Annotated in this window: 18 protein-coding genes and 9 pseudogenes; 21 read left to right on the top strand and 6 right to left on the bottom strand. The window is 40.7% G+C overall.

What is annotated here, in order from left to right:
- Positions 1-3: 3 nt before the first annotated feature.
- Positions 4-1,311, bottom strand: coding sequence for a ComEC/Rec2 family competence protein (locus tag NYZ99_RS01670; RefSeq protein WP_260573189.1), 1,308 nt, complete (start codon positions 1,309-1,311; stop codon positions 4-6).
- A gap of 207 nt (positions 1,312-1,518) precedes the next feature.
- Between NYZ99_RS01670 and NYZ99_RS20995 the strand changes: the two genes are divergently transcribed.
- The 17 genes and pseudogenes from NYZ99_RS20995 to NYZ99_RS01595 all read left to right on the top strand — a co-directional run bounded on the left by NYZ99_RS20995 (position 1,519) and on the right by NYZ99_RS01595 (position 12,470).
- On the top strand, positions 1,519-1,845 hold the full coding sequence (locus NYZ99_RS20995; protein WP_338039235.1) for a tetratricopeptide repeat protein: 327 nt from the start codon (positions 1,519-1,521) through the stop codon (positions 1,843-1,845).
- Positions 1,784-3,217 carry a hypothetical protein gene (locus tag NYZ99_RS01665; RefSeq protein ID WP_338039234.1) on the top strand — a complete coding sequence of 478 codons (1,434 nt, stop codon included), beginning with the start codon at positions 1,784-1,786 and terminating at the stop codon, positions 3,215-3,217. The genes NYZ99_RS20995 and NYZ99_RS01665 overlap by 62 nt, the downstream gene beginning before the upstream one ends.
- Positions 3,218-3,339: 122 nt before the next feature.
- On the top strand, positions 3,340-3,969 hold the full coding sequence (locus NYZ99_RS20990) for a DUF4286 family protein (protein WP_338039233.1): 630 nt from the start codon (positions 3,340-3,342) through the stop codon (positions 3,967-3,969).
- 28 nt (positions 3,970-3,997) lie between these two features.
- Positions 3,998-4,867: pseudogene (gene rsmA / locus NYZ99_RS01650) on the top strand (16S rRNA (adenine(1518)-N(6)/adenine(1519)-N(6))-dimethyltransferase RsmA).
- Positions 4,854-6,210 (top strand): annotated as a pseudogene (gene mgtE, locus NYZ99_RS01645) (magnesium transporter). The pseudogenes rsmA and mgtE overlap by 14 nt, the downstream one beginning before the upstream one ends.
- A gap of 95 nt (positions 6,211-6,305) precedes the next feature.
- A pseudogene (locus tag NYZ99_RS22695) lies at positions 6,306-7,753 on the top strand (alpha-glucosidase); the annotation flags it as partial.
- Positions 7,754-7,798: 45 nt separating this feature from the next.
- On the top strand, positions 7,799-8,044 hold the full coding sequence (locus tag NYZ99_RS23135) for an alpha-glucosidase C-terminal domain-containing protein (protein WP_476738698.1): 246 nt from the start codon (positions 7,799-7,801) through the stop codon (positions 8,042-8,044).
- 5 nt (positions 8,045-8,049) lie between these two features.
- On the top strand, positions 8,050-8,415 hold the full coding sequence (locus NYZ99_RS01635; protein WP_260573188.1) for a cupin domain-containing protein: 366 nt from the start codon (positions 8,050-8,052) through the stop codon (positions 8,413-8,415).
- 9 nt (positions 8,416-8,424) lie between these two features.
- A pseudogene (locus NYZ99_RS01630) lies at positions 8,425-9,370 on the top strand (2-hydroxyacid dehydrogenase).
- Between the two features lie 27 nt (positions 9,371-9,397).
- On the top strand, positions 9,398-9,838 hold the full coding sequence (locus tag NYZ99_RS01625) for a VOC family protein (RefSeq protein WP_338039231.1): 441 nt from the start codon (positions 9,398-9,400) through the stop codon (positions 9,836-9,838).
- A pseudogene (locus tag NYZ99_RS01620) lies at positions 9,772-10,228 on the top strand (DUF1801 domain-containing protein). Before NYZ99_RS01625 ends, NYZ99_RS01620 begins: the two are co-directional and overlap by 67 nt.
- Before the next feature lie 7 nt (positions 10,229-10,235).
- Positions 10,236-10,622, top strand: coding sequence for a VOC family protein (locus tag NYZ99_RS01615; RefSeq protein ID WP_260573187.1), 387 nt, complete (start codon positions 10,236-10,238; stop codon positions 10,620-10,622).
- Between the two features lie 53 nt (positions 10,623-10,675).
- Positions 10,676-10,840, top strand: a complete 165-nt coding sequence (locus NYZ99_RS22690) for a hypothetical protein (RefSeq protein WP_420845168.1) — start codon at positions 10,676-10,678, stop codon at positions 10,838-10,840.
- Positions 10,841-10,842: 2 nt separating this feature from the next.
- Complete coding sequence (locus tag NYZ99_RS22685; RefSeq protein ID WP_420845167.1) at positions 10,843-11,055, top strand: TM2 domain-containing protein; 213 nt, start codon at positions 10,843-10,845, stop codon at positions 11,053-11,055.
- 77 nt (positions 11,056-11,132) lie between these two features.
- Positions 11,133-11,456, top strand: a complete 324-nt coding sequence (locus NYZ99_RS01605; RefSeq protein ID WP_260573186.1) for an ArsR/SmtB family transcription factor — start codon at positions 11,133-11,135, stop codon at positions 11,454-11,456.
- Positions 11,457-11,470: 14 nt separating this feature from the next.
- On the top strand, positions 11,471-11,905 hold the full coding sequence (locus NYZ99_RS01600; RefSeq protein ID WP_260573185.1) for a DUF6428 family protein: 435 nt from the start codon (positions 11,471-11,473) through the stop codon (positions 11,903-11,905).
- 70 nt (positions 11,906-11,975) lie between these two features.
- Positions 11,976-12,470, top strand: coding sequence for a GNAT family N-acetyltransferase (locus NYZ99_RS01595; RefSeq protein ID WP_260573184.1), 495 nt, complete (start codon positions 11,976-11,978; stop codon positions 12,468-12,470).
- Position 12,471: 1 nt separating this feature from the next.
- On the opposite strand, the gene NYZ99_RS01590 is transcribed toward NYZ99_RS01595, so the two are convergent.
- From NYZ99_RS01590 to NYZ99_RS01580, 3 genes are all read right to left on the bottom strand, one after another.
- Positions 12,472-14,286 (bottom strand): lysophospholipid acyltransferase family protein, encoded by a 1,815-nt coding sequence (locus NYZ99_RS01590; protein ID WP_260573183.1) that lies wholly within the window; start codon positions 14,284-14,286, stop codon positions 12,472-12,474.
- Positions 14,287-14,371: 85 nt separating this feature from the next.
- Positions 14,372-15,619, bottom strand: coding sequence for an aspartate kinase (locus NYZ99_RS01585; RefSeq protein ID WP_260573182.1), 1,248 nt, complete (start codon positions 15,617-15,619; stop codon positions 14,372-14,374).
- 23 nt (positions 15,620-15,642) lie between these two features.
- On the bottom strand, positions 15,643-16,122 hold the full coding sequence (locus NYZ99_RS01580) for a GNAT family N-acetyltransferase (protein ID WP_260573181.1): 480 nt from the start codon (positions 16,120-16,122) through the stop codon (positions 15,643-15,645).
- 111 nt (positions 16,123-16,233) lie between these two features.
- Here NYZ99_RS01580 and fbp point away from each other — a divergent pair.
- A pseudogene (gene fbp, locus NYZ99_RS01575) lies at positions 16,234-17,242 on the top strand (class 1 fructose-bisphosphatase).
- A 45-nt stretch (positions 17,243-17,287) separates the two neighbouring features.
- Here the strand turns inward: fbp and NYZ99_RS01570 are convergent.
- A complete protein-coding gene (locus NYZ99_RS01570) occupies positions 17,288-17,719 on the bottom strand; it encodes a tellurite resistance TerB family protein (RefSeq protein ID WP_260573180.1) in 432 nt (143 codons plus the stop codon).
- A gap of 95 nt (positions 17,720-17,814) precedes the next feature.
- On the opposite strand from NYZ99_RS01570, the pseudogene NYZ99_RS01565 reads away from it, so the two are divergent.
- The 3 pseudogenes from NYZ99_RS01565 to NYZ99_RS01555 all read left to right on the top strand — a co-directional run bounded on the left by NYZ99_RS01565 (position 17,815) and on the right by NYZ99_RS01555 (position 22,996).
- Positions 17,815-18,838, top strand: a pseudogene (locus tag NYZ99_RS01565) (ligase-associated DNA damage response exonuclease).
- Positions 18,835-20,528 (top strand): annotated as a pseudogene (locus NYZ99_RS01560) (ATP-dependent DNA ligase). The pseudogenes NYZ99_RS01565 and NYZ99_RS01560 overlap by 4 nt, the downstream one beginning before the upstream one ends.
- 1 nt (position 20,529) lies before the next feature.
- A pseudogene (locus NYZ99_RS01555) lies at positions 20,530-22,996 on the top strand (ligase-associated DNA damage response DEXH box helicase).
- 65 nt (positions 22,997-23,061) lie between these two features.
- Here the strand turns inward: NYZ99_RS01555 and rbsK are convergent.
- Positions 23,062-23,961: a ribokinase gene (gene rbsK, locus NYZ99_RS01550; protein WP_260573179.1), complete on the bottom strand. Its 900-nt coding sequence runs from the start codon at positions 23,959-23,961 to the stop codon at positions 23,062-23,064.
- Positions 23,962-24,116: the final 155 nt, after the last annotated feature.

Here is a 24,116-nt window from a genome sequence, read left to right as displayed (position 1 = left end):
TCCCTAAAGGTCGTTATACTTTAATTCGTAAGATTCCCATTGATAGCCCATCTGAACACGTCGGAAGGCATAAATACGCTCACCGTCTGTTCTAACGTTTATAATTCCCGGCAATACCTTTTTGAATCTTTGACGGGCTTCGGTATTTGCCAAGGAGTCCGAAAAATCGAGGTCGTCCAAGGTAGTCACGGTGGAATCTGAATGGATTTGGGCCTCAACATCACCTGCATCCACAAAAAGGGCAGAAAGCTCCGTAGAAAAGATAAGGGGCATTTTTCCCCTTCCTGCAAGGCCCAATCCTCCCAAAAACACGGCCCTGGGATGACCATGATCCGGAGTCTCCCCTGAAGACACTACAGTAACCATTGGGTTTACATGATTAAGTAAGTCTTGAGAAAACTCATGGCTTCCATGATGTGGGGCTTTAAAAATATGGGCATTCACCTTAAGCGTATTTCCAGGTATGGCAAGTAAATGCTCGCTACCTTCAATATTTAAATCCCCTGAAAAAAAAGTACGGACATGATCATAATCAATTCTGAAAATCAAGGAATGCCCATTAATGGTATGGGATTTACCCCCGAACCACTTCAAGCTATTGTCCGTTTCCAAGGTTGGGCCTAAAATCTCCAATTGAATACTAGCATCCCCAATAGGGAGAAATCCATCCGAAGCATCCACTCTTTGATAGCTTGCACCGCAACTGATTACCGCGTCTATCCATTCCTTAAAATCATCCTTCAAGCTTTCATTTTCCAAATCCTGAACCGAATCGTGAATCGTTTTTAACCTATCATTTTCCAATGTACCCAAGTCCGTATTATGTCCATCGGAATAGAGTCCTATACCATTATGATAAATATGTTTTACCGTGATTTTCGGATGCTCCAACAGTGGCGCCAAACCATCAATATGATCGTTATCTGCGTGACTCAAGAACAAGTGATCTATCACCACACTGGTATCTGGCTGATCTAAGCGATACTTCCAAATAAGGAATCCCAAAGCCCTGTCCTTTAATCCACCGTCCACCAAAATTTTAATGTTATCAGGGGTTACCGTAAAGGATGCATCACCTTGACCAATATCCAAAAAATAAAATTCTAGACTACGTTTTTTTAATAACGTGGTATTGGATGCAATTTTTCCCTCGCGCCCTCTATAAATAGCAGTTCTGTAACTATCCGCTATGTTATCCTCTAGTGGTTCAACCATGAGTTCATCGCCATAAATCACCACATAACTAACATCTTCAACTCCGTTGTTAAAGTAAAAACGCTTTGTTTTAGATCCTAAAAATCTTGTTTCCATCAAAATTACGGTTGATGGACAATAGTCTGTCCATTTTTCTAAAGCTACATTATTAATAATATTCCTACAACACAATTTATGATAACCTGTATCGAAATCTGTACGGTTTGCTAGGGAAACCATATTCAAAAGGGTAGTATCGACCTAATTATGGTTCAGTTAACAGATTCTTTGGAAGCACTTGCTTAAATTTGATAAATTTCAAGTATGAAGTTTCTTGGGTTTTTTACTTTTCTACTTTTCTCCATATCCATTAATGCCCAAGAGGACTTTTTGGCCAAGCAGTATTTTGCGGATGGGGATTTTGAAAAAGCTGTCGTTTTTTACGAAAAATTGGCCAAACAAAACCCTAGAAGGACAGACTACCTACAAGGATTGATAGCCTGCTATCAACAATTGGAACGATATACAGATGCTGAGGCCTATCTGCTTGATCAATTGAATCAAAGAAATCCCCATCCTACCCTATTAATTGAAATGGGCTATAACTATTCGCTCCAAGATATGCCGAGAGAGGGCCAACGAATATTATGACCAAGCCTTGGCTTTTATCGAGGTAAATCCAAATTACGGATATGCCCTGGGATATCAATTCCAAAAATACACGTTATTGAATAGAGCCATTGAGGCCTATCAAAAATCAATGGAACTGAATCCTGCGTTTGACTATAATTATCAATTGGCCGGAATTTATGGGGAACAGGGCGATATTGAAAAAATGTACGCCTCTTACCTTGAGCTTTTGGTGAACAATAAAACATCCAAATCCAATATTCTTAGAAGTATAGATGACTTTATCACATCTGACCCTGAAGATGTCAACAACCGGACTTTAAGGGCTATACTACTTCAAAAAGCCCGGAAAAATCCTGATGTCCTATGGAACGAATTGCTGAGCTGGTTGTTCGTAAAACAGAAACAGTTTGGAAGTGCTTTTAGACAAGAAAAGGCCATATATAGACGTATGGAAGGTAGTTCCACCGGAAGACTGGAAAATTTGGGAGCAGCCGCCCTTGAAGAGAAAGAAACCCAAGTTGCAAAGGATGTTTTTGAATATATTAAAGACGAAAGTGCAGATCCAATTGTTCAATTGAATGCGCAGTTGCATTTAATCGATATAGATTTAGAAGAGGTCGATAAGAATCAATGGAACAATATCCGGAAACAATACGAGACCCTGATCGACCAATATGGATATCAAACCCAAACGTTACAGTTACAGGTTTCCTATGCCAATTTTCTTACCTTCAAAAAGGACGAACCTGATCCGGCCATTCAACTGCTTAAAAATAGTTTGGAACTCCCTTTGAATGAAAGAAGCAAAGCCTACATCAAACTGGCACTTGGAGATATTTTGGTATATGATAAACGCTTTAACGAGGCGCTCATTTACTTTTCCCAAGTTCAGGACAAATTGAAAAACGATGTCATGGGGCAAGATGCACGTTACAAAGTAGCGGAAACCAGTTTTTACAAAGGTGATTTTGATTGGGCTCTAACACAACTTAAAGTCCTTAGGGGCTCCACATCCCAACTCATTGCCAACGATGCCATGCAGTTAAGTTTATTGATTTCAGATAATTCATTGGAGGACTCTACCCAAACAGCCTTAAAAAAATATGCCCGTGCCGACTTTTTAGCCTATCAGAATAAAACTGATGAGGCCATTCTAGGTCTTAATGATATCCTAGAAAATCATAAGGGCGAGAAAATCGAGGACGAAGCGCTCCTTAAACAGGCGCAATTGCTAGAATCTCAAAAAAAATACGAAGCCGCTGAATTCAATTATCAAAAAATCATTGAGTTCTACGGAAATGGAATCTTGGCGGACGACGCCCACTTTGCCCTTGGGGAGCTCTATAGGACTATTTTTGACCAGCCAGGAAAAGGCGAAAGCACATTATGAACGTATCATTTATGATTATCAGGACAGTTATTATTTCCCTCAAGCGTGAAAAAACTTTAGAATCCTAAGGGGCGACGCCATTAATTGATGTTGTCTTACACTTCATTACCCTTAAAAATACCATGTACATTTACAACGTAACCAGCAATATAGAGGACAAAGCCCATGATGAATGGCTTCATTGGATGAAAACCATCCATATTCCGGAGGTACTTGCCACAGGTAAGTTCCTAAGTGCAAAAATGACCAAAGTATTGACCGAAGAAGGCACAGGGCAAACCTATTCCGTTCAATATACCGTAGCGAGCAAAGAGATTCTTGAATCGTACTATGAGGAGAATGCTCCCAAATTAAGGAAGGAAGGATTAAAACTATTTGCGGACCAATTGATTTCCTTCAGGACGGAACTGGAAGTGATCGATGAATTTTTTGTGCACAAAAACACCGCTACCCATCACCTTTTTACGTATGGCACCTTACAGGAAAAAGAAGTGCAGCTAGGTGTTTTTTCTAGGGTATTGGGAGGGTATGATGACAACCTGTATGCTTATAAAATCTCTAATACTAAAGTCGCGGGACTGTACCCCACTTTGGAGCCAACGGAAAACCCGCAGGACAAAATTCAAGGGAAAGTATATATATTGACAAGTGATGAATTAAAAAAAGCCGATTTTTATGAAGGGGATGCCTACAAAAGAATTGAGGTAAGTTTAAGTTCAGGAAAAAAGGCTTGGGTATATTTGGCAAAGTAGTTTTCTAGGATGCGTTTAAAATGTAGAAATGGGAAAGAGAAAGGGAAAAAATAAAAAGTCGCGTTATGAAAATGGAAATGATACCATACAAAATAGTCCTGTAAAAGCAAAAAAACATCTTGGGCAACACTTTTTAAAAGATGAAGGCATTGCGCAAAAAATTGCCGAGACATTATCCCTCAATGGTTATACAAAAGTATTGGAAATAGGTCCCGGAACAGGGGTTCTCACGAAATATCTCTTGACTAAGGAAATTGATTTGGTCGCCATGGATTTGGATTCCGACTCCATTATTTACCTAAATCACAGCTTTCCTTTAGAACATCCCAAGGTTCTACAAGGCAAGGGTTCCTTCAAGGTAGTGGAAGCAGATTTTCTAACATATGATTTGAACGTGCTGTTTGGTAACGAACCCTTTGCCATAACCGGAAACTTCCCATACAATATTTCTACCCGCATTGTTTTTAAAATGCTCGAAATGCGCCATCAAGTTCCGTAATTCTCGGGTATGTTTCAAAAAGAAGTGGCCCAACGGATTTGCGCCAAAGAAGGTAGTAAGACCTACGGCATCCTTTCGGTATTAACACAAGCTTTTTACGATGCAGAATACCTATTTACCGTACACCCACAGGTGTTTGACCCGCCTCCAAAAGTGCAATCCGGGGTATTAAACCTTACCAGAAAAAAGGAATACATACTGGATTGCGATGAAAAATTGTTGTTTACGGTAGTTAAAACCGCCTTTAACCAACGGAGAAAAACCATCCGTAACAGTTTAAAAATACTGGGACTCTCAGATAATCTTAAAGAAGATGCTATATTTGACCAACGCCCGGAACAGCTCTCTGTTTCCGAGTTCATTGCGTTGACCAAGAAGATAGCAAATGACACCGTTTAAACTCACAGAGGAACTCATTGCTCAGATCGAAGAGCTCATTGAAAACCAAAGGGATAGTGACTTAACTACTTTGTTGGAAGATGTGCATTATGCGGATGTTGCAGAAATCATCAATGAATTAAATGAAGATGAGGCCACTTATCTTATAAAACTTCTCGATAGCCATAAAACGTCCGATGTACTCACGGAATTGGACGAGGATGTTAGGGAGGCCATACTTAGAAATCTTTCTTCCAAGGAAATTGCGGAAGAATTGGCTGAATTGGATACGGACGATGCGGCCGATATCATCGGGGAGCTTCCGCAGGAAATGATCCAAAAAGTTATATCCGAAATAGAGGACCGCGAACATGCCAAGGACATTGTTGACCTACTCCGCTATGACGAGTATTCCGCAGGTGGGCTTATGGCCAAGGAGTTGGTAAAAGTCAGGGAAAATTGGAATGTCCTGACCTGCGTAAAGGAAATGAGGGCCCAGGCCGAAAATGTAACACGGGTTCATTCCATCTATGTAGTTGATGAAGAAGACAAGCTTATTGGAAGACTATCGCTCAAGGATTTGTTGACCACCTCTACAAAAACCCATATCAAGGACGTTTATATTCCCAAGGTAGACTCCGTCAATGTAAATGAAAAGCCGGAAGAGGTAGCCAAGATTATGTCAAAATACGATTTGGAAGCCATTCCCGTGGTTGATGAAATTGGTAGGTTGGTAGGGCGTATTACAATTGATGATATTGTGGATGTGATACGGGAAGAAGCGGACAAGGACTATCAAATGGCCGCAGGTATCTCGCAAGATGTGGAAGCGGACGATAGTATTTTAGACCTTACAAGGGCCAGGTTACCATGGTTAATCCTTGGACTCATTGGTGGTATTGGGGCTTTCATGATCATGGGTGGTTTTGAGGAAGATTTTAAACAGGAACAGTTCATTATATTCTTTTTTACCCCGTTGATTGCCGCCATGGCGGGAAACGTGGGAGTTCAATCCAGTGCCATAATCGTACAAGGACTTGCCAATGACGATTTAAAAGGAAGTATCAGCAACCGGTTAATCAAAGAAATGCTACTGGCCACTTTGAACGGAATTATATTGGCTATTTTGCTCTTCATTTTCGTCTCGGTCTTATGAAGGAAAGATGAATATCTCCTTTGCCATCTCTATTTCCTTGATAGCCGTAATCATCGTGGCGGGATTGATAGGTACTTTTGTCCCCTTATTTCTTCACAAAAGAGGGATAGACCCTGCCATTGCAACGGGTCCGTTCATTACCACCAGCAATGATATTTTTGGTATTCTCATTTATTTTATGATTGCCAAATTAATCCTTGGAATTTAAATATTAGTTACTGGGTTTTATCGGACTCCATTTTATTCTTAAATTGAAGAAAGTATGCTTCAAAATAACCATTACCAACTCATCAGAACACTAAAATGAAACGATTTCATCAACTAATCATCCTTGTAGCTTTAATACTTATAGGCTGTCAAGAAAAAACTCAAGAACCCAAAAAAGAACCTATGGAATTGGATAAAAAGTGGTGGAAGGAGTCCATCATATATCAAATTTATCCAAGAAGTTTTAAGGATACCGATGGAGACGGCATAGGCGATCTTAAGGGTATCATCGAAAAATTGGATTACATAAAAAGTCCGGGCGTTACGGCCGTCCGGTTGAACCCAATATATAGCTCGCCAAACGATGATAATGGGTACGATGTGAGCGACTACAGGAATATCATGACGGACTTTGGCACTATGGAGGACTTTGATGCCATGTTTCAAGGTATGCATGAGCGGGACATCAAGCTCATCATGGATGTGGTAGTGAACCATAGTAGTGATGAACATGAATGGTTCAAGCAATCCGAAGCTCCAGGGACAATCCGTACAGGGACTATTACCATTGGTGGCCTGCTGAAAAAGGCAAACCTAATTATAGGTATAGCCTATTCGATGAAAAAGGGGAGGCTTGGAGATATGATTCCATTACAGATGCGTACTACCTGCATTACTTCTCCGTAAAACAGCCGGACCTCAACTGGGAAAACCCCAAAGTGAGAAAAGAAGTATACGATATTATGAAGTTTTGGGCAGAAAAAGGGGTGGATGGGTTTAGATTGGATGCTTTTCAATTCGCAGCAAAGGATACCACATTCCCTGCCATCGATGATGACCTAGAAAAAAACTTTATCCAGTATTATGCCATGCAGGACGGATTGCATACCTATCTGAAGGAAATGAACGAGGAGGTTTTTAGCAAGTACGATGTAATGTCTGTATCCGAAGGTGCCGGAAGAAATTTTGACGATGCCCATAAATTAGTGGATGCTGACCGCAATGAGCTGAATATGGCCTATGCCTTTGAAGGGGTGGATATTGCAAAATCTGATGGCTATGAACTTTCCACGTTAAAAGAGGTTTTTTCAAAGTGGGACAAGGAATTTGCAGAAGACGGGTGGCTGTCCATATTTCTCGCCAATCATGACCAGGCGCGCTTGGTAAGTAGGTTTGGGAATGACTCGCCCGAATTTCGTGCTCCCTCTGCAAAATTGCTGAACACGTTTATTTTAAGCATGAGAGGGACACCTTACTGCTACTATGGAGATGAACTAGGTATGACCAACATTGGTTTTGATACTATTGAGGAATATCAGGATATTGCCGCCATAAACGGATATAAAAAGGTAGTAAACCAAGGTGGTGACATCGATGCCTACCTAAAGGACTTAAAATTTTCTTCTAGGGACAATGGCAGAACCCCCATGCAATGGGATGATTCGGACAAGGCCAATTTCACCAGCGGCAAACCCTGGTTACCGGTCAATGAAAACTATACCGAAATCAACGTGGCTTTAGAAGAAACGGACCCAAATTCCGTTCTTAACCATTTCAAGGCTTTGACCAAACTTAGAAAAGAACATGATGTGCTCGTATATGGGGGCTATAAAATTATAGCGAAGGAGCATCCCACTATTTACGCATATACTCGGACTTTGGGGAATGAAAAAATAGCCGTGCTGCTCAACTTTTCAACGGATACTGCAACGATGAGCATCCCTGACAATTGGAATCTAGGAGCTGAATGGATTAACAATTTGGAGCCCATTAGCGTGTCCAATAAACAAGTTGAATTATTGCCTTATCAGGCGGTTATAATTACCCTGAAGTAATGCATATGAAAACGATCAATCTTGATGAAAAACAATCCTTATTTGACAAATATTGGCATCCACATCAAATAGCGGTCGTTGACGATATGCAGGTATTATTGGCAAAGGTAAGGGGTGAATTCGTATGGCATTCCCATGAACACGAGGATGAATTGTTTCAGGTGTTAAAAGGTACCCTGTACATGCAATTTAGGGATCGAACCGAGATAGTGAAGGAGGGTGAAATCATTGTGGTACCAAAAGGAGTGGAACATTGCCCTAAGACAAAAAATGATGAGGTTGTTCATGTGTTGTTATTTGAAAAACTCACCACGGCACATACAGGTAACGTCTCCCATGAATTGACCCAAACGGCCTATCCAAAAATATAATCAGTTCCTATGAAAGTATTACATGTAGACGTAAACCATCCCTTGATTATTGAGCAATTCAAGGAATTTGGCTTTGAAAATGAAGAGGACTATACTTCAACCAAGGAAGAAATAGAAGAGAAAATAGGTGAATATGACGGACTCATTATACGAAGTCGGTTTACCATTGATGCTACATTTTTGGACAAGGCAAAGAACCTAAAATTCATTGGACGCTTAGGTGCAGGTTTGGAAAATATAGATACGAAATATGCCAAATCCCTGGGAATCTTTTTGGCGGCCGCGCCGGAAGGTAACCGTAATGCCGTTGGAGAACATGCGTTAGGCATGCTACTGTCCCTTTTCAACAACCTGAATAAAGCCGATGCCGAAGTCCGAAATGGAAAATGGGACCGTGAGGGTAACAGAGGTGTAGAATTGGAGGGCAAAGTCGTAGGAATTATAGGGTATGGAAATATGGGCAAGGCCTTTGCCAAAAAACTGAAGGGTTTTGACGTGGACGAAGTAATCTGTTATGATATCAAAGGAGGCGTTGAGGATGAAAATGCCCGGCAGGTCGGGATTATGGAATTGCATCAACGAACCGATGTTTTAAGCCTGCACGTCCCACAAACGGCGTCTACAGTTGGCATGGTCAATTCCGACTTCTTGAATAAGTTCCATAAGAACATCCTGGATCATTAACACGGCCCGAGGAAAATGTATAAAAACTGACGATTTGGTCACTGCTCTAAAATCAGGGAAAGTGCTGGCTGCCGGATTGGACGTTCTAGAATATGAAAAATCCTCATTTGAAAATATGTTCACTGGCGACGGACTTCCTGACGCTTTTGAATATTTGATAAGGGCAAACAATGTGATCTTAACTCCCCATGTGGCCGGTTGGACGGTGGAAAGCAAAGTCAAACTGGCACAGACCGTTGTAGACAAAATCAAAAATAAATTTGTAGTTTAAAGGATAATCAATCTTAATCGTACAAAAATGAATTTAGGTAACTTTTCAGTAAGCCTTAATGTCAAGGATATTAAGGCCTCCAAAGAATTTTATGAAGCCTTGGGTTTCGCCGTATTTCACGGGGATACTGAACAGAATTGGCTGATTCTGAAAAACGAAACTTCCATCATAGGACTCTTCCAAGGTATGTTTGAAAAAAACATCCTTACCTATAATCCCGGTTGGGATGCAGATGCCAATACCCTTGAAAAGTTTACTGACATTCGTGAAATTCAAAAAAAATTAGAAGCTAAAGGAATAAATCTTATAAGAAAGGTTGAAGAAGGCACTACGGATTCAGCAAGTATTACATTGGTAGATCCAGGATGGCAACCCCATTTTAATAGACCAACACGTTTAAGATGCAATCCGAAGCAGAAACACCGGAAGACTATATCTCTCAACTTCCACAAGAGAGAAAAGACGTGATATCTAAAATAAGGGAGCTCATATTAAAAAACATCCCTGAAGGTTTTGAAGAGCAGATGAGTTATGGAATGTTGGGTTATGTGATACCCCATTCATTATATCCGAGACGGCTATCATGTAAATCCGGAGCTTCCCCTACCCTTTATGAATTTGGCATCCCAAAAGAATTTTGTGGCACTCTATCATTCTGGAATCTATGCAGATCCCAAACTTTTGGATTGGTTTACCAATGAGTACCCAAAATATTGTACACGAAAACTGGATATGGGCAAAAGCTGTATTCGTTTTAAAAATATGGATGACATACCTTACCAACTAATAGCCGAACTAAGCGGTAAAATGACGGTTCAACAATGGATTGAACTGTATGAGAAAAACATAAAAAAATAACAAAAACATGAAAAATAGGGTAACAGGTTTGGGTGGATTCTTTTTTAAGACTTCCGATCCAGATAAAGCAAAAGAGTGGTACAAAAATCATTTAGGGTTAAATACAGATCAGTACGGATGTACGTTTTGGTGGAAAGATAAAGAAGGAAACGACTGTTCTACCCAATGGAGCCCAATGAAAGAGGATACCGAATACTTTCAACCTAGTAAATCTTCTTTTATGATGAATTTTAGGGTAGAGAATCTTGCAGAGCTATTGGAGGCCTTAAAGGAAGAAGGTGTTACCGTAGTAGGAGAAATGGAAGAATACTCCTATGGTAAATTTGGGTGGATTTTGGATCCGGATGGCAATAAACTGGAGCTATGGGAACCTATTGACAAAGCATTTTTGTGATATACTTTTATTCTTTACATTTAAGCAACAATTAACCACCAAAAAACAATACAATGTCAGAAGAAAACAAAGATTTTGAAGATAAGGCAGAAGATGCTGCCAAAGATTTCGCCAATGAAGCGAAAAAGACAGCCAACGAATTCTCAGATGGAGCCAAGGAAGCCTTTTCGGGAGTAGGAGGTGAAAATAAAAAACTCTTAGCCGGAATTCGGCCATAGTTTTGGGAGGATTCGGAATACATAAATTTATTTTAGGCTACACAAAAGAAGGTATTATCCTTTTAGTAGCTACATTGATTTTAGGAATCCTTACCTGTGGTCTCGCCGGATGGGTAGCCTGGGTCATTGGGCTTATCGAAGGTATTATCTATTTGACCAAATCCGACGAGGAGTTTTATAACACCTATCAAGTAGGCAGAAAACCTTGGTTCTAGAGAATTTAAAGGCCTTTTTAAAAAAGGCTTTTTTATTTTCATTTATTATCGTAATATTGCAATATACAAATATTACAATGGGAGTTACCAAAACACAAATTTTTAATGAGAAGCAGAACGAATTGGCCGTTATTTTAAGAGTATTGGCCAATCCAGCAAGGATTGCCATCCTAGAATACATCAGTAAGCAGGAGGCCTGTATCTGTAATGATATTGTGGATGAAATTGGGCTAGCCCAACCTACTATTTCCCAACATTTAAAGGAACTCAAGAGTATCGATTTGATTTCAGGGGAAATAGAAGGTAAGAGGGTATGCTATTGTATCAATCTTAAAAAATGGTCGGCCATTCAAGAAATGCTAAACTCCTTTTTCAATAAGACTAAAACAAATTGCTGTTAAACAAAAATTACAATATGAAAACAAAAGAACTTTTGAACATCCTTGAGGGAAATTCCGGTAAAAACTTACTTTTTGAATATGCTCCCGGTCTTTTGGTAGGTGCCAATTATCATATCACGGAAGTAAAAAATGTGACCATTGACTCCATTGATTGCGGGGCAAGACCAGATTTCCGGAAAGAAACTATCATCCAATTATGGGAGAGTCCCTCGGAAATAGGTAAAAAGGACTATATGTCCGCCTTCAAAGCGCTTTCTATTCTTAAAAAAGTGGATAAAGTAAAACCTATGGAAAGGGACGTTGAGGTAAAGTTTGAATATAGCAACAGTAATTTTCACACGGCCCAATTGTTCGTTAACGATTATCAGGTTACCAATGAGGATCTAATTTTTACGTTAGGGGTAGAAAAAACAGATTGCAAGGCCAAGGAAATATGCGGTGTTCCGTGAAACTAGTGTAGAGTCTGCTTCAGCTTGTGCTCCTGGCAGTGGTTGTTGTTGAACTATTTAAATACTTTCAATGATTTCCATTAGAACGATGGACGCATCCGATTGGGCTCAAGTGGCCACTATCTACAGAGAAGGAATTGACACAGGTATGGCTACCTTTGAGACCACAGTTCCTGCATATGACAAATGGGACAGTTCCCACCTAAAACATTGCAGATTTGTAGGGCTTTACAAAGACAGTATAGCTGGATGGGCTGCATTATCTCCTGTATCCAATCGTTATGTATATAGGGGCGTTGCTGAAGTAAGTATTTATATTGGTAAAGATTTTAGAGGATTGGGGATAGGAAAAGTCCTTCTACGACATTTGATTTTGGAAAGTGAAAAGGAAGGTTTCCGGACATTACAGTCAGGAATCTTCCCATCAAATAAGGCAAGTATAAAGCTCCATGAATCATTGAGATTTAGAAAAATTGGAAAACGGGAACGCGTCGGTAATTTAAAAGGTCGATGGATAGATAATGTCCTTTTTGAAAGAAGAAGCACAAAAATCGGAGTGGAATAGTCTATTCGTGGTTCTGTTGTGCCTCGGTCAACTTCCGTTCCAATTCTGCTTGAAATTCCTCCATGACCGGTTTTACCGTACTTTCGGGTAAATCGGCTATTTTAATGTACATTAAACCATCCACAGAATTATTGAAAAGTGGATCTACGTTGAAAGCGACCACTTTTGCGTTTTGCTTAATGTACTTTTTAATAAGTACGGGTAAACGAAGACTTCCCGGTTCCACCTCATCTATCATCCTATCGAATTTGTTCAGATCAGCCTGAGTCTCGTCAAAAACAAATTCCTTGTCGGCATCCTTTAGCTTCACCTTAAACTCCTTTTTTGGACGTATGTATTGGGCCACATATGGGTCCCAATAATGGGATTTCATAAACTCGATCATTAGGCTCTTCGAAAAATTGGAGAACTGATTGCTAATACTCACTCCGCCAATAAGATACTTATGTTCCGGATGTCTCAATGTAGTATGAACAATTCCTTTCCAAAGTAAGAACAGGGGCATAGGCTTTTGCTGATATTCCTTGGTTATGTAAGCCCTTCCCATTTCAATGGAGTTCTTCATCATACCATAAAGCTCGGGCTCTACACGGAACAAATCCTGTAAATAAAAACCATCTATTCCATATTCCGGAAAAATCTCGGACCCGAGACCCATTCGGTAAGCGCCCACAATACATTTTTCCGTATCGTCCCAAAGAAAGAGATGATAATAGTAGGAATCGAACTTATCCAGATCAATGGCATTGTTGGTGCCCTCCCCTATTTCCCTAAAAGTAACCTCTCGCTGCCTTCCAATTTCCTTGAGGATAAAGGGCATGTCCTTTTCCTTTGCCAAAAAAACCTCATAGTTCTTACTTTGCAGCAACCGACAATCCTTTTCCCTTAGCTTCTCAATTTCTCCCTGCATCACCTCTTTTCGCATGGCCGACGCTATTTTCTTGGGTGGTTTGGGTATTTTTAAAGAGGTAGGAATTTGATCTATCAACCGTTCCTTTTCATAGGCATTGGACAGAATGTAGGTCTTTCTTCGTAATAAATCGGAGAACTCCTCCATTGTAGTTTGTTCCATTTGAGTTTGCACAGATATGGGCTGACCAATCCTTATTTTAATAGGTCTGCTATGCTGAGAGAAGAGCTGAGAAGGTATCATGGCCGTTCTAAATACATCACTCATTTTGGAAAGCCTATAAAATAGCTTGCTGTTTCTTGCATGAAAATAAATGGGTACGACCGGAACCTCGGCCTTACGTATTAGCTTAAGTGCGGCTTCTTCCCAGGGTTTGTCCACTATAAGTTTATCATCGCGATAGGTAGATACTTCGCCTGCGGGAAATATGCCTAACGGGTGACCTTCTTTGAGATGCTCCAGCGTTCGTTTAAAACCACTAATACTGCTTTTTGCGTCCTTGTGTCCTTCAAATGGATTTACTGGAAGAATGTAAGGGTCCAAAGGGGCCATTCTTTGTAAAAGAAAGTTGGCCATGATTTTAAAATCGGGCCTTTTGGGAAGCATTAGGTTCATCAACAGGACCCCATCAATGGCCCCCAATGGATGGTTGCTTATGGTAATGAAAGGGCCTTCTTTTGGCAACCTTCTGAAATCTTCTTCAGGAATTTCAAAATCGATCTCAAAATGGTCAAGTACCGCTTGGGTAAAATCGGTTCCCTGTAAATGAGAAATACTATCGTAAAAACGATTAACCCCTGATATACGCGTGACCTTCATCAACACCCAACCAATAAAAGTTCCAACAAAGCCATACTTGGATAAGTTAACGGCTTTTGCCACTTCCTTTGCGGTCACTAAACCCATATATCTGATTTATTTCAAAGCATAAATATAGGAAAATAGGATGTGGAGGTCACCATTTTAACAAATGGAAAAGTGGGAAGTACGCCTATTTTACCACTAATTGTACCGTCTCCTTGCCGCGCTGTTCCAATAGTACCTCATGCCCATTTACCAGTGATTCAAGCGCTTGGGTATTGAAGTGTCTGATGGTGTAAAGAGAAACATCCTCATGGTGTACCACCTTAAACTTACCCTTCAATTGTTGCAAGAGATCCTCCAAACCGCCAAACTTATTGTCTACACACACGGAAAAACTAATTGCGGAATTCCGGATAAGATCCACCTTGATCTTGAAGTCGTGAAACAGTTTAAATATCTCGCTAATATTGTTCTCCACCATAAAGGAAAAATCCAAGGAAGACAACTTCATTAAAACTTGATTCTTCTTAACGATGAAGCATGGAACTTTGGGCTCTATACCCATTCCCTTACCTACTGTTGTACCAGGATCTTTTGGATTTAAAAAAGACTTAACGTGTAATGGAATTTCCTTACGTTGCAAAGGTTGAAGAGTCTTTGGATGAATTACCGAAGCACCATAAAAAGCAAGCTCAATAGCCTCTCGATACGAAATATTGTTCAACAACTGGGTTTCTTTGAAATATCTAGGGTCAGCATTCAAGACCCCAGGTACATCCTTCCAAATGGTAACAGAGTCCGCATTGAGACAGTAGGCCGGAATCGCGGCGGTATAATCCGAACCTTCCCTACCAAGGGTAGTCGTAAAGTTATTATCGTCGCTGCCTAAAAACCCTTGAGTTATGTTCAGTACTTTCTTATCAATATCCGCAACGTTGGCTTGGGTCTTTTCCCAGTTCACGGTGGTATCCCTATAACTATTGTCTGTTTTAATGTAATTGCGTACATCGAGCCAATTATTGGAAATGCCCACTTTCTCCAAATAGGCACTAATGATGGTTGTAGAAATCAATTCCCCATAACCTACAATTTGATCATAGACAAAATTATAATTAGGCGATTTGTTCCGGACCAAAAATCCATTGATCTCATCGATCAATACCTTAAAGTCCTTATAAATTTTATGTTGTTTGTTTTCAAAAAGATCGGTAAGTATACCATCATGGTATTCTACAATGTCCGAAATTTTGGAGGGTATGTCCTTTTTGTTCTTGAAATAGGCATTTACTACTTCTTCCATGGCATTTGTGGTCTTTCCCATGGCGGAAACCACTAGAAGTGTATTATCGTACCCTACTTGTTGTAAGACATTAACCACATTCTTTACAGCCTCTGCATCCTTAACGGAGGCTCCTCCAAATTTAAATACTCTCATACACTAAATTCGATTCTACTATTTTACATATTGGCCAAGTAACTGGCTATTCCTTTTTCATCCGGATGCACCACATCCCAATCACGTTTCACATCCGCACCTTTACTATTATAAAAATCAATGGCCGGCTCATTCCAATCCAGTACCTCCCAGCTAATACGCTTTACACCTAAATCACTTCCATACTTTACTACCTCATTCAACAAAGCCGTACCAAGACCACTACCCCGCATTTTCTCGGTAACGATCAAATCTTCCAAATGGATGATAGGTCCTTTCCAAGTAGAGTATCCGGGATAAACCAAGGCCATTCCCACAATGGAACCTTCCTGTTCCGCAACAAAACAATGGAACAGTTTTTCATCACCGAAACCAGATCGTTCCAAATCGTCAACGGTAACCTCAACAGCATTGTCCTCTTTTTCAAATACGGCGAGCTCTCGAATTAACTTCAAGACTTGGCCCATATCTTCTTTTCGGGAATTCCTTATAATAAAATTCATTGTTACAAATAAAACACAAAGTTATAATTTTAAACAAACAAGTAAAAACCAAACACAAGAGTTTCACAAAATAGGCGTTATTTGTAGAGAGATTAACCTATTCCTCTTATGATGACCAATAGAAAACAGACATTAGGTGAGTTTATCATTGAAAATCAGAAATCGTTCCAATATTCCTCTCGGAGAGCTTTCCAAATTGATCAATGCGATACGGTTGGCTGCCAAAGTAGTGAATCACGAAGTAAACAAAGCTGGTCTTGTAGATATCATTGGAACCGCTGGAGAAACCAATATACAAGGGGAAAATCAGCAAAAACTGGATGTTTTTGCCAATGAAAAGTTTATCCGAGACCCTAACGAATCGTGAAATAGTCTGTGGAATAGCATCCGAAGAGGAAGATAGTTTTATTTCCATAAACAGTAACGATGAAAACCATCAAAACAAATATGTGGTTCTTATCGATCCATTGGATGGTTCTTCCAATATCGATGTTAATGTATCTGTAGGAACTATTTTTTCAATTTATAGAAGGGTAACCCCTGTGGGCACCCCTGTAACCCTAGAGGACTTTTTACAGCCCGGAAACCAACAGGTAGCCGCAGGATATGTGGTCTACGGAACCTCTACTATGATTGTCTATACTACTGGGGATGGAGTTAACGGTTTTACCCTAAACCCAGCTTTGGGAACCTTTTATCTATCCCACCCCAATATGAAATTCCCGAAACTGGTAAAATCTATTCCGTAAACGAAGGAAACTATGTGCATTTTCACCAAGGAGTAAAGGACTTTATCAAATACTGTCAAATGGAGGAGGGAGACCGGCCGTATACCTCAAGATATATTGGATCTTTGGTATCTGACTTTCACAGAAACATGATCAAGGGGGGTATTTATTTATACCCTAAAAGTAGTATTACAGGAAGTGGAAAACTACGTCTATTATACGAGTGCAATCCCATGGCATTTATTGCAGAGCAGGCAAATGGCATGGCCATAAGCGGAAACTCAAGGATTTTAGACATTCAACCTACCGAATTGCACCAAAGAGTTCCATTTTACTGTGGAAGCAAAAAAATGGTGGAAAAACTTCAGGAGTTCTTGGAAAAGTATCAATAAAAAGGGGAGCAAATTGCTCCCCTTTTTACTAACACTTTTTGAATCTTACCGATTCATATTTTTTATTTCATCAATGAAATTGTCTTCATCAACACCTGCCTGTACAAGTTTAAGGGCTTTATCTACCACATAGGTTACATTAACCGGGTTAAAGCCAAGGCCGACTCCTAATCGTTCCAGCATGCCTACTTGCTTCTCTCCTAGTTCATGATCAGCATAAACCATTCTTGCCAAGTCAAATAAACGCTCCAACCTTCTATCATAACTCGTTGGAGGATTTATGTCATGGGAAGCATAATCCTTCAAAATTTCTTTATAATCGTTCTCCGATATATCTAGTTTCCTAGCCAAACGGTCCAAGAAAGCCCGCTCCTCATTGTTGATAACCCCATCGCTCATAGCGACCCTAACTATGGCTGCAAAATGATCTTGGTTCCTCTTTTGGAAGCCACTATCAAAAAAATCTGAAATTGACATAATGTATTCTTTTGGGCAAATATAATTTTTTTAGAGGTCATAGTTTATATCCGGCCGAACTTTGTTTCATGGCAAATTTGTAACTTCCCGATGCTATGAAAACACCCCTTCTTCAATTTACCGATAAAGGAATTTATTGTAAGCAAGCGGACGTTTACTTGGATCCTTGGAGGCCAGTTGACAAAGCCATCATAACCCATGGACACGCAGATCATAGTCGATGGGGGAACAAAGAATATATTACACACCATAAAAACATACCAATAATTTCCCATAGGCTGGGGGAAATTAAGTCTACTGGTATTGAATGGGGGGAAACATTCACCATAAACAATGTGAAATTCAGCCTTTATCCTGCGGGCCATATTATAGGATCATCACAGGTGAGGGTAGAACATAAGGGTGAAGTCCGGGTATTCACCGGTGATTACAAAACAGAAGACGACGGGATATCCACGCCCTACGAGGCCATCAAATGCCATACTTTTATTACCGAATGTACTTTTGGACTTCCGGCTTTTAAATGGTTACCACAACAAGAGGTTTTAAGCGATATCAATAATTGGTGGCAAGAAAACAAAAATGAAGGCAAGACTTCCATTTTGTTTGGTTACAGTCTTGGCAAGGCTCAAAGGCTATTAAAATATTTGGATACCGGGATTGGGACAATATATACCCACGGTGCCATTGAAAACATGACCGAAGTTTTACGACCGTTGGCATCCTTTCCACCTACCAAGTTGATTACAAAAGAAACTACCAAAAAAGATCTTCCGGGTAATATCGTTTTGGCCCCTCCAAGTGCCCATGGAAGTAGTTGGATTCGGAAGATGGTACCGTATGTTACAGCTTCGGCAAGTGGATGGATGACATTTAGAGGGGCTCGTCGCCGAAGGGCCATTGACAAGGGATTTGTCCTCAGCGATCATTGTGATTGGCAAGGGTTACTCTCCAGCATAGAAGCCACGGGTGCAGAAAAAGTCATTTGTACGCATGGCTATAGCGATATTTTCTCCGAGATATCTGCGCGAATTAGGCTATGATGCCGGAACGGAAGCCACACAATATGAAGGAGAGCAAGGTGAGTTGGAATCCTCTAAATCAACGGCAGATATATGAAAAGATTCGCCCAACTCATAAAAACCTTGGATAGTACAAACAAGACCAATGTAAAAGTTGATGCCTTGACTCAATACTTTTTGGAAGCAGGTGACACCGATAAAGTTTGGACGATAGCCATTCTTTCGCACAGGAGACCTCCTAGACCAGTGAACACAACGCTACTAAGGGAATGGGCCTCGGAATTGGCTAATATCCCATTATGGCTTTTTGAGGAAAGCTACCATATTGTTGGAGATTTAGCCGAAACAATTGCTCTGGTGGTACCTTCTTCCCAATCTTCCACCAATAAGACCTTGACTCTTTTTTTAAATGAGATGATTGCACTTAAAAAGAAAAAGGATACTGATAAAAAGGCATACCTATTTGAAAACTGGAAGGTTTTGAATTACTACGAGCGCTTCGTCTTTACCAAATTGATAACCGGCGGTTTCAGAATTGGGGTAAGTCAAAAACTAATGACAAGGGCACTTGCCAAGGCCACAGAAATTGATGAGGATATTTTGGCCTACAAATTAATGGGGAATTGGGATCCAAATACCATTTCCTTTCAACAATTGGTATTGGAGGAGAACAAAAATGACTACCTCTCCAAACCTTATCCTTTTTATCTCGGCCTATGCTTTGGAAGAAACTCCTGAAAATTTGGGCGAAGTAGCGCAATGGTCAGCGGAACACAAATGGGACGGAATACGCTCCCAAGTTATCCTTCGAAATGATGAACTATTCGTCCGGAGTCGAGGTGAAGAGCTAGTAACGGATAAATACCCGGAGTTTGAATCTCTTATTGGTGAAATTCCAAACGGTACGGTCATAGATGGTGAAATTCTTCCCTATATCAATGAAACTATCGGAACCTTTAATGACCTTCAAAAACGGATCGGGCGAAAAATGGTGTCAAAATCACTTCTTTCAAAGGTTCCAGTCATGTTAAAGGCTTATGACCTGTTGGAATGGGAAGGAAAAGATATTCGCAATAAGCCTTTTTTGGAACGCAGAAGGCTATTGGAGCAAATGTTTGATAAAGTGGCTTCGACTACGCTCAGCCACCATCTATCAAAGGGTACTCACAAAAGCAAAATTAAGGCCACTGAACAAAGTCGAAGTGGGGTAACTGAGCGGTGTCGAAGTGACCTACCCATACAACTCTCGGAGACCATGAGTTTTGATTCCTGGAAGGCTGTGGCCCATGAGAGAGATTTGTCTAGGGAAAAGCATAGTGAAGGATTGATGTTGAAAAAAAAGGATTCACCTTATTTAGTGGGAAGAAAAAAAGGGGATTGGTGGAAATGGAAAGTGGACCCTTGACCATTGATGCCGTGCTTACCTATGCTATGCGAGGTCATGGCCGGAGAAGCAATTTATTTACGGATTATACCTTTGCCCTTTGGGATGATAATGAAGAAGGGGAACGAGAGTTGGTCACTTTTGCCAAAGCCTATTCCGGACTCACAGATGCCGAATTTAGGCGACTGGATGCTTGGATTAAAAAAAATACCCTAGAGCGTTTTGGCCCCGTAAGAAGTGTGACCCCTCATCATGTATTTGAAATTGCCTTTGAAGGAATTGCGCATTCCAAAAGACATAAAAGTGGGGTTGCCACCAGATTTCCCGAATGCTACGGTGGCGGGAGGATAAAAACATCCACGAAGCCAATTCATTGACCGATTTAAAAGAAATGATACCCTAACATGAATCGGGAGGAACTTTTTAGCATTGCCGAGAATTGGTTCGAACAACAAAACTGGTCTCCTTTTCCTTTTCAAAAGAAAACATGGAAGGCTTTTCTACAAGGTAAAAATGGTCTCTTGAACGCCCCGACGGGAAGCGGCAAGACCTACGCGCTATGGTTTCCTATAGTCTTAAATTATATTAAACAAAATCCTGATTATAAGACCAAACATAAAAAGGGACTAAAAGCTATTTGGATAACTCCCCTTAGGGCATTATCCCAGGAAATAAGACAATCCGCCGAGCGAGTGGTTTCGGATTTAGGGATCCAAATGACCGTTGGCATTCGCTCCGGGGATACCTCAACCAAGACTAGGGCAGAGCAAAAAAAACAAATGCCGAGACCTGCTCATTACCACACCTGAAAGCTTACAGCTCCTTTTGGCCACCAAAGGTTATGACAAAATCTTTAAGGATTGCCAAGCCATAGTGGTAGATGAATGGCATGAAATTTTGGGCACCAAGCGGGGCGTTCAAATGGAACTTGCCTTATCCCGACTCAAAACCATTTCCAAAAAACTCAGGATTTGGGGTATCTCAGCCACTATTGGGAATATGGAACAAGCAAGGGAAGTATTGCTAGGGCCACAGTCCAAAGCTTTGGGAAATTCGGTCTTGATAAAAACCAACATCAACAAAAAAATCACCGTCAGAAGTATTATCCCCAAGAAAATGGAAACGTTCCCATGGCGGGGTCATCTCGGTCTCCATTTATTGGAATATGTAGTCCCCATCATTAAAAATAGTAGGACTACCCTCCTATTTACGAATACCCGAAGTCAATGTGAAATTTGGTTTCAAAAAATACTGGAAAAGCATCCTGAATTTGCTGGGGAAATTGCCATGCACCATGGTAGCATTAACAAGGAAACGCGTGTCCGGGTGGAAAACGCCATACGGAATGAAACCTTAAAAGCTGTGGTATGCACCTCTAGTTTAGACCTTGGGGTCGATTTTGCTCCAGTAGAAACTGTTATACAGATTGGTGGGCCCAAAGGCGTTGCCCGATTTTTACAACGTGCAGGGAGAAGTGGCCACCGACCCGGAAAGGAGAGTGTCATTTATTTTTTACCCACCCATGCCATTGAGCTTATTGAAGCTTCTGCACTGCAAAAGGCCGTGAAACACAATACGGTGGAGGATCGCATTCCCTACCTCAATAGCTACGATGTGCTATTACAGTATTTGACCACTTTGGCCATATCGGACGGATTCTACCCGAAAGAGATATTCAGGGAAGTATCGGAAACCTTTTGTTATCAGGCATTGAGTGAAGATTATTGGCAATGGCTGCTGAATTTTTTGGTAATGGGTAGTCAAAGCCTTCAATCCTACGATGAATATAAAAAGGTGGAAATCGAAGACGATGGCAAATTCAAGGTAAATAACCGGGGTGTTGCCATGCGGCATCGATTTCAAATAGGAACCATTGTGGGGGACGTAAACCTCACGGTGAAATATCAAAAAGGAGGATATATAGGAACTATTGAGGAATACTTCGTTTCCAAACTGAATAGGGGCGATGTATTCACTTTTGCAGGGAGAAACCTGGAATTTATCCGAATAAAGGATATGCAAGTGCATGTCAAAAATTCCAACAAAAAAACCAGTAAGGTCTCCAGTTGGATGGGCAGTAGGTTAACGCTCTCTGCCCGGATGTCGGAATTACTTCGTAACGAACTCTATAGTTCAGGCGAAGCTGTAGAAAAACAATCTGTGGAAATACAATCCTTGGCCCATATTTTTGAGCGACAGCGCAGAGAAAGCATTGTTCCCCAGCCCTCAGAATTTCTAATAGAAACCTTTAAGAGCAGGGATGGTTATCATGCCGTTTTCTATCCTTTTGAGGGACGTTTTGTCCATGAAGCCATGGGCAGTCTTCCGGGGTATCGCATCAGTCTACTCTCCCCTATCACATTCTCCCTTGCCTTTAACGATTATGGATTTGAATTGCTTTCGGACAAACCGATAGACATGCAACAGGTATTGGACAATAATCTGTTCACGACCGATTTTCTTTTGGACGACCTTCAAAAGAGCCTGAATGCTACGGAAATGGCACGTAGAAAGTTCAGGGACATAGCGATCATTAGTGGGATGGTCTTTACAGGATACCCCAACAAAGGGATAAAAATGAAACACTTACAAAGTAATTCCCAATTGTTGTTCGAAGTCTTCCGGGATTACGAACCGGACAATTTGTTGTTTCAACAAGCCTTTACTGAAACTTTTGAACACCAGCTGGAAGAAGGTAGGTTAAGACTTTCTTTGGAACGCATTGCAGAACAAAAAATAGTTTGGAAACAATGTGAAAAGGCCACTCCCTTTGCCTTTCCTTTAATTACCGACCGTTTGAGCCGCGAGCGTCTTTCCAGTGAAAAATTGGAAGACCGCATTCGTAGAATGGCGGCTATTTTGATGAAATAAACCTTCTTGCAACCTTAAGGTATTTTGGGGCTTCCAAAAATAGCCTATAAAACAAGATTATACCTTTAGGTGAACTCTTCTTTATACGGCACCGAATCCTGTGCACCCATTTTGGCGACCGAGATACCCGCGGCCTTGGTGGCCATTATAATAGAATTCTTCCAAGACAGACCTTCGGTCAAACCTACGGCAAGCACTCCATTAAAAACATCGCCTGCTGCCGTGGTGTCCACCACTTTAACTTTTTGTGCCGAAGTAAAAAAAGATTCCTCTGCATTTTTAAAGAATGCCCCTTTGGAACCCATGGTAATGATAACATTTTTTACCCCACTGTCCATTAATGAACTGGCAGCAACCATGGCACTTGGTTCATCCCTCACAGTAATTCCTGTTAACAATTTGGCCTCGGTCTCATTAGGTGTAATTAAAAACAATCCATCCAAAATCACTTTAGGCAATTCTTGGGCCGGAGCCGGATTTAGAATCAAAGGCCACTTTTTTTCCTTGCATATCTTGGACAAATGTATCAAGGTTTCAATAGGTGTTTCTAATTGCGTAAGTACTAAAGAGTCTTCCCAATCTTCCTTCAACATATTTTCCAAATGATTGCCACTTAATTCCGCATTGGTTCCGGGAGCGACCACAATTTCATTTTCACCTTCATTGTTTACTGTAATAAGGGCAACACCCGAAGCTTTCCCTAATATAACTTGGACCCTAGACACGTCAATTCCCTCTTTGATATACCCGTTGATTGCATTTTTTCCAAATAGGTCATCCCCCAAGGAACATATAAAGTGTACATTTCCACCGGCACGGGTGGCCGCTACAGCCTGGTTAGCTCCCTTACCCCCTGGAAACATATAGAAATCACCACCCATGATGGTCTCCCCAGGGACTGGAAATCGGTCCGTTCTCACAACCATATCCGTATTGGAACTTCCAACTACATAAAGGCGTTTCATTGAAAAATTTAAAGGTCTTCTCGGACAAAGTAGAAAATTACCATCAGAAATCCAATGATGAAATTTTAACTTTGTCACTATGCAGAAACTCTCCTTGGATATATATGGGCAAAGCTTTCAAATGCACTTTTCTCGTGCATTATTCGGGAGGATAA

This window comes from Maribacter litopenaei (assembly GCF_025244665.1).
GTDB classification, from domain to species: domain Bacteria; phylum Bacteroidota; class Bacteroidia; order Flavobacteriales; family Flavobacteriaceae; genus Maribacter; species Maribacter litopenaei.
The sequence above is the reverse complement of the archived record's forward strand: the minus strand, read 5'-3'. Positions and strand labels throughout refer to the sequence as shown.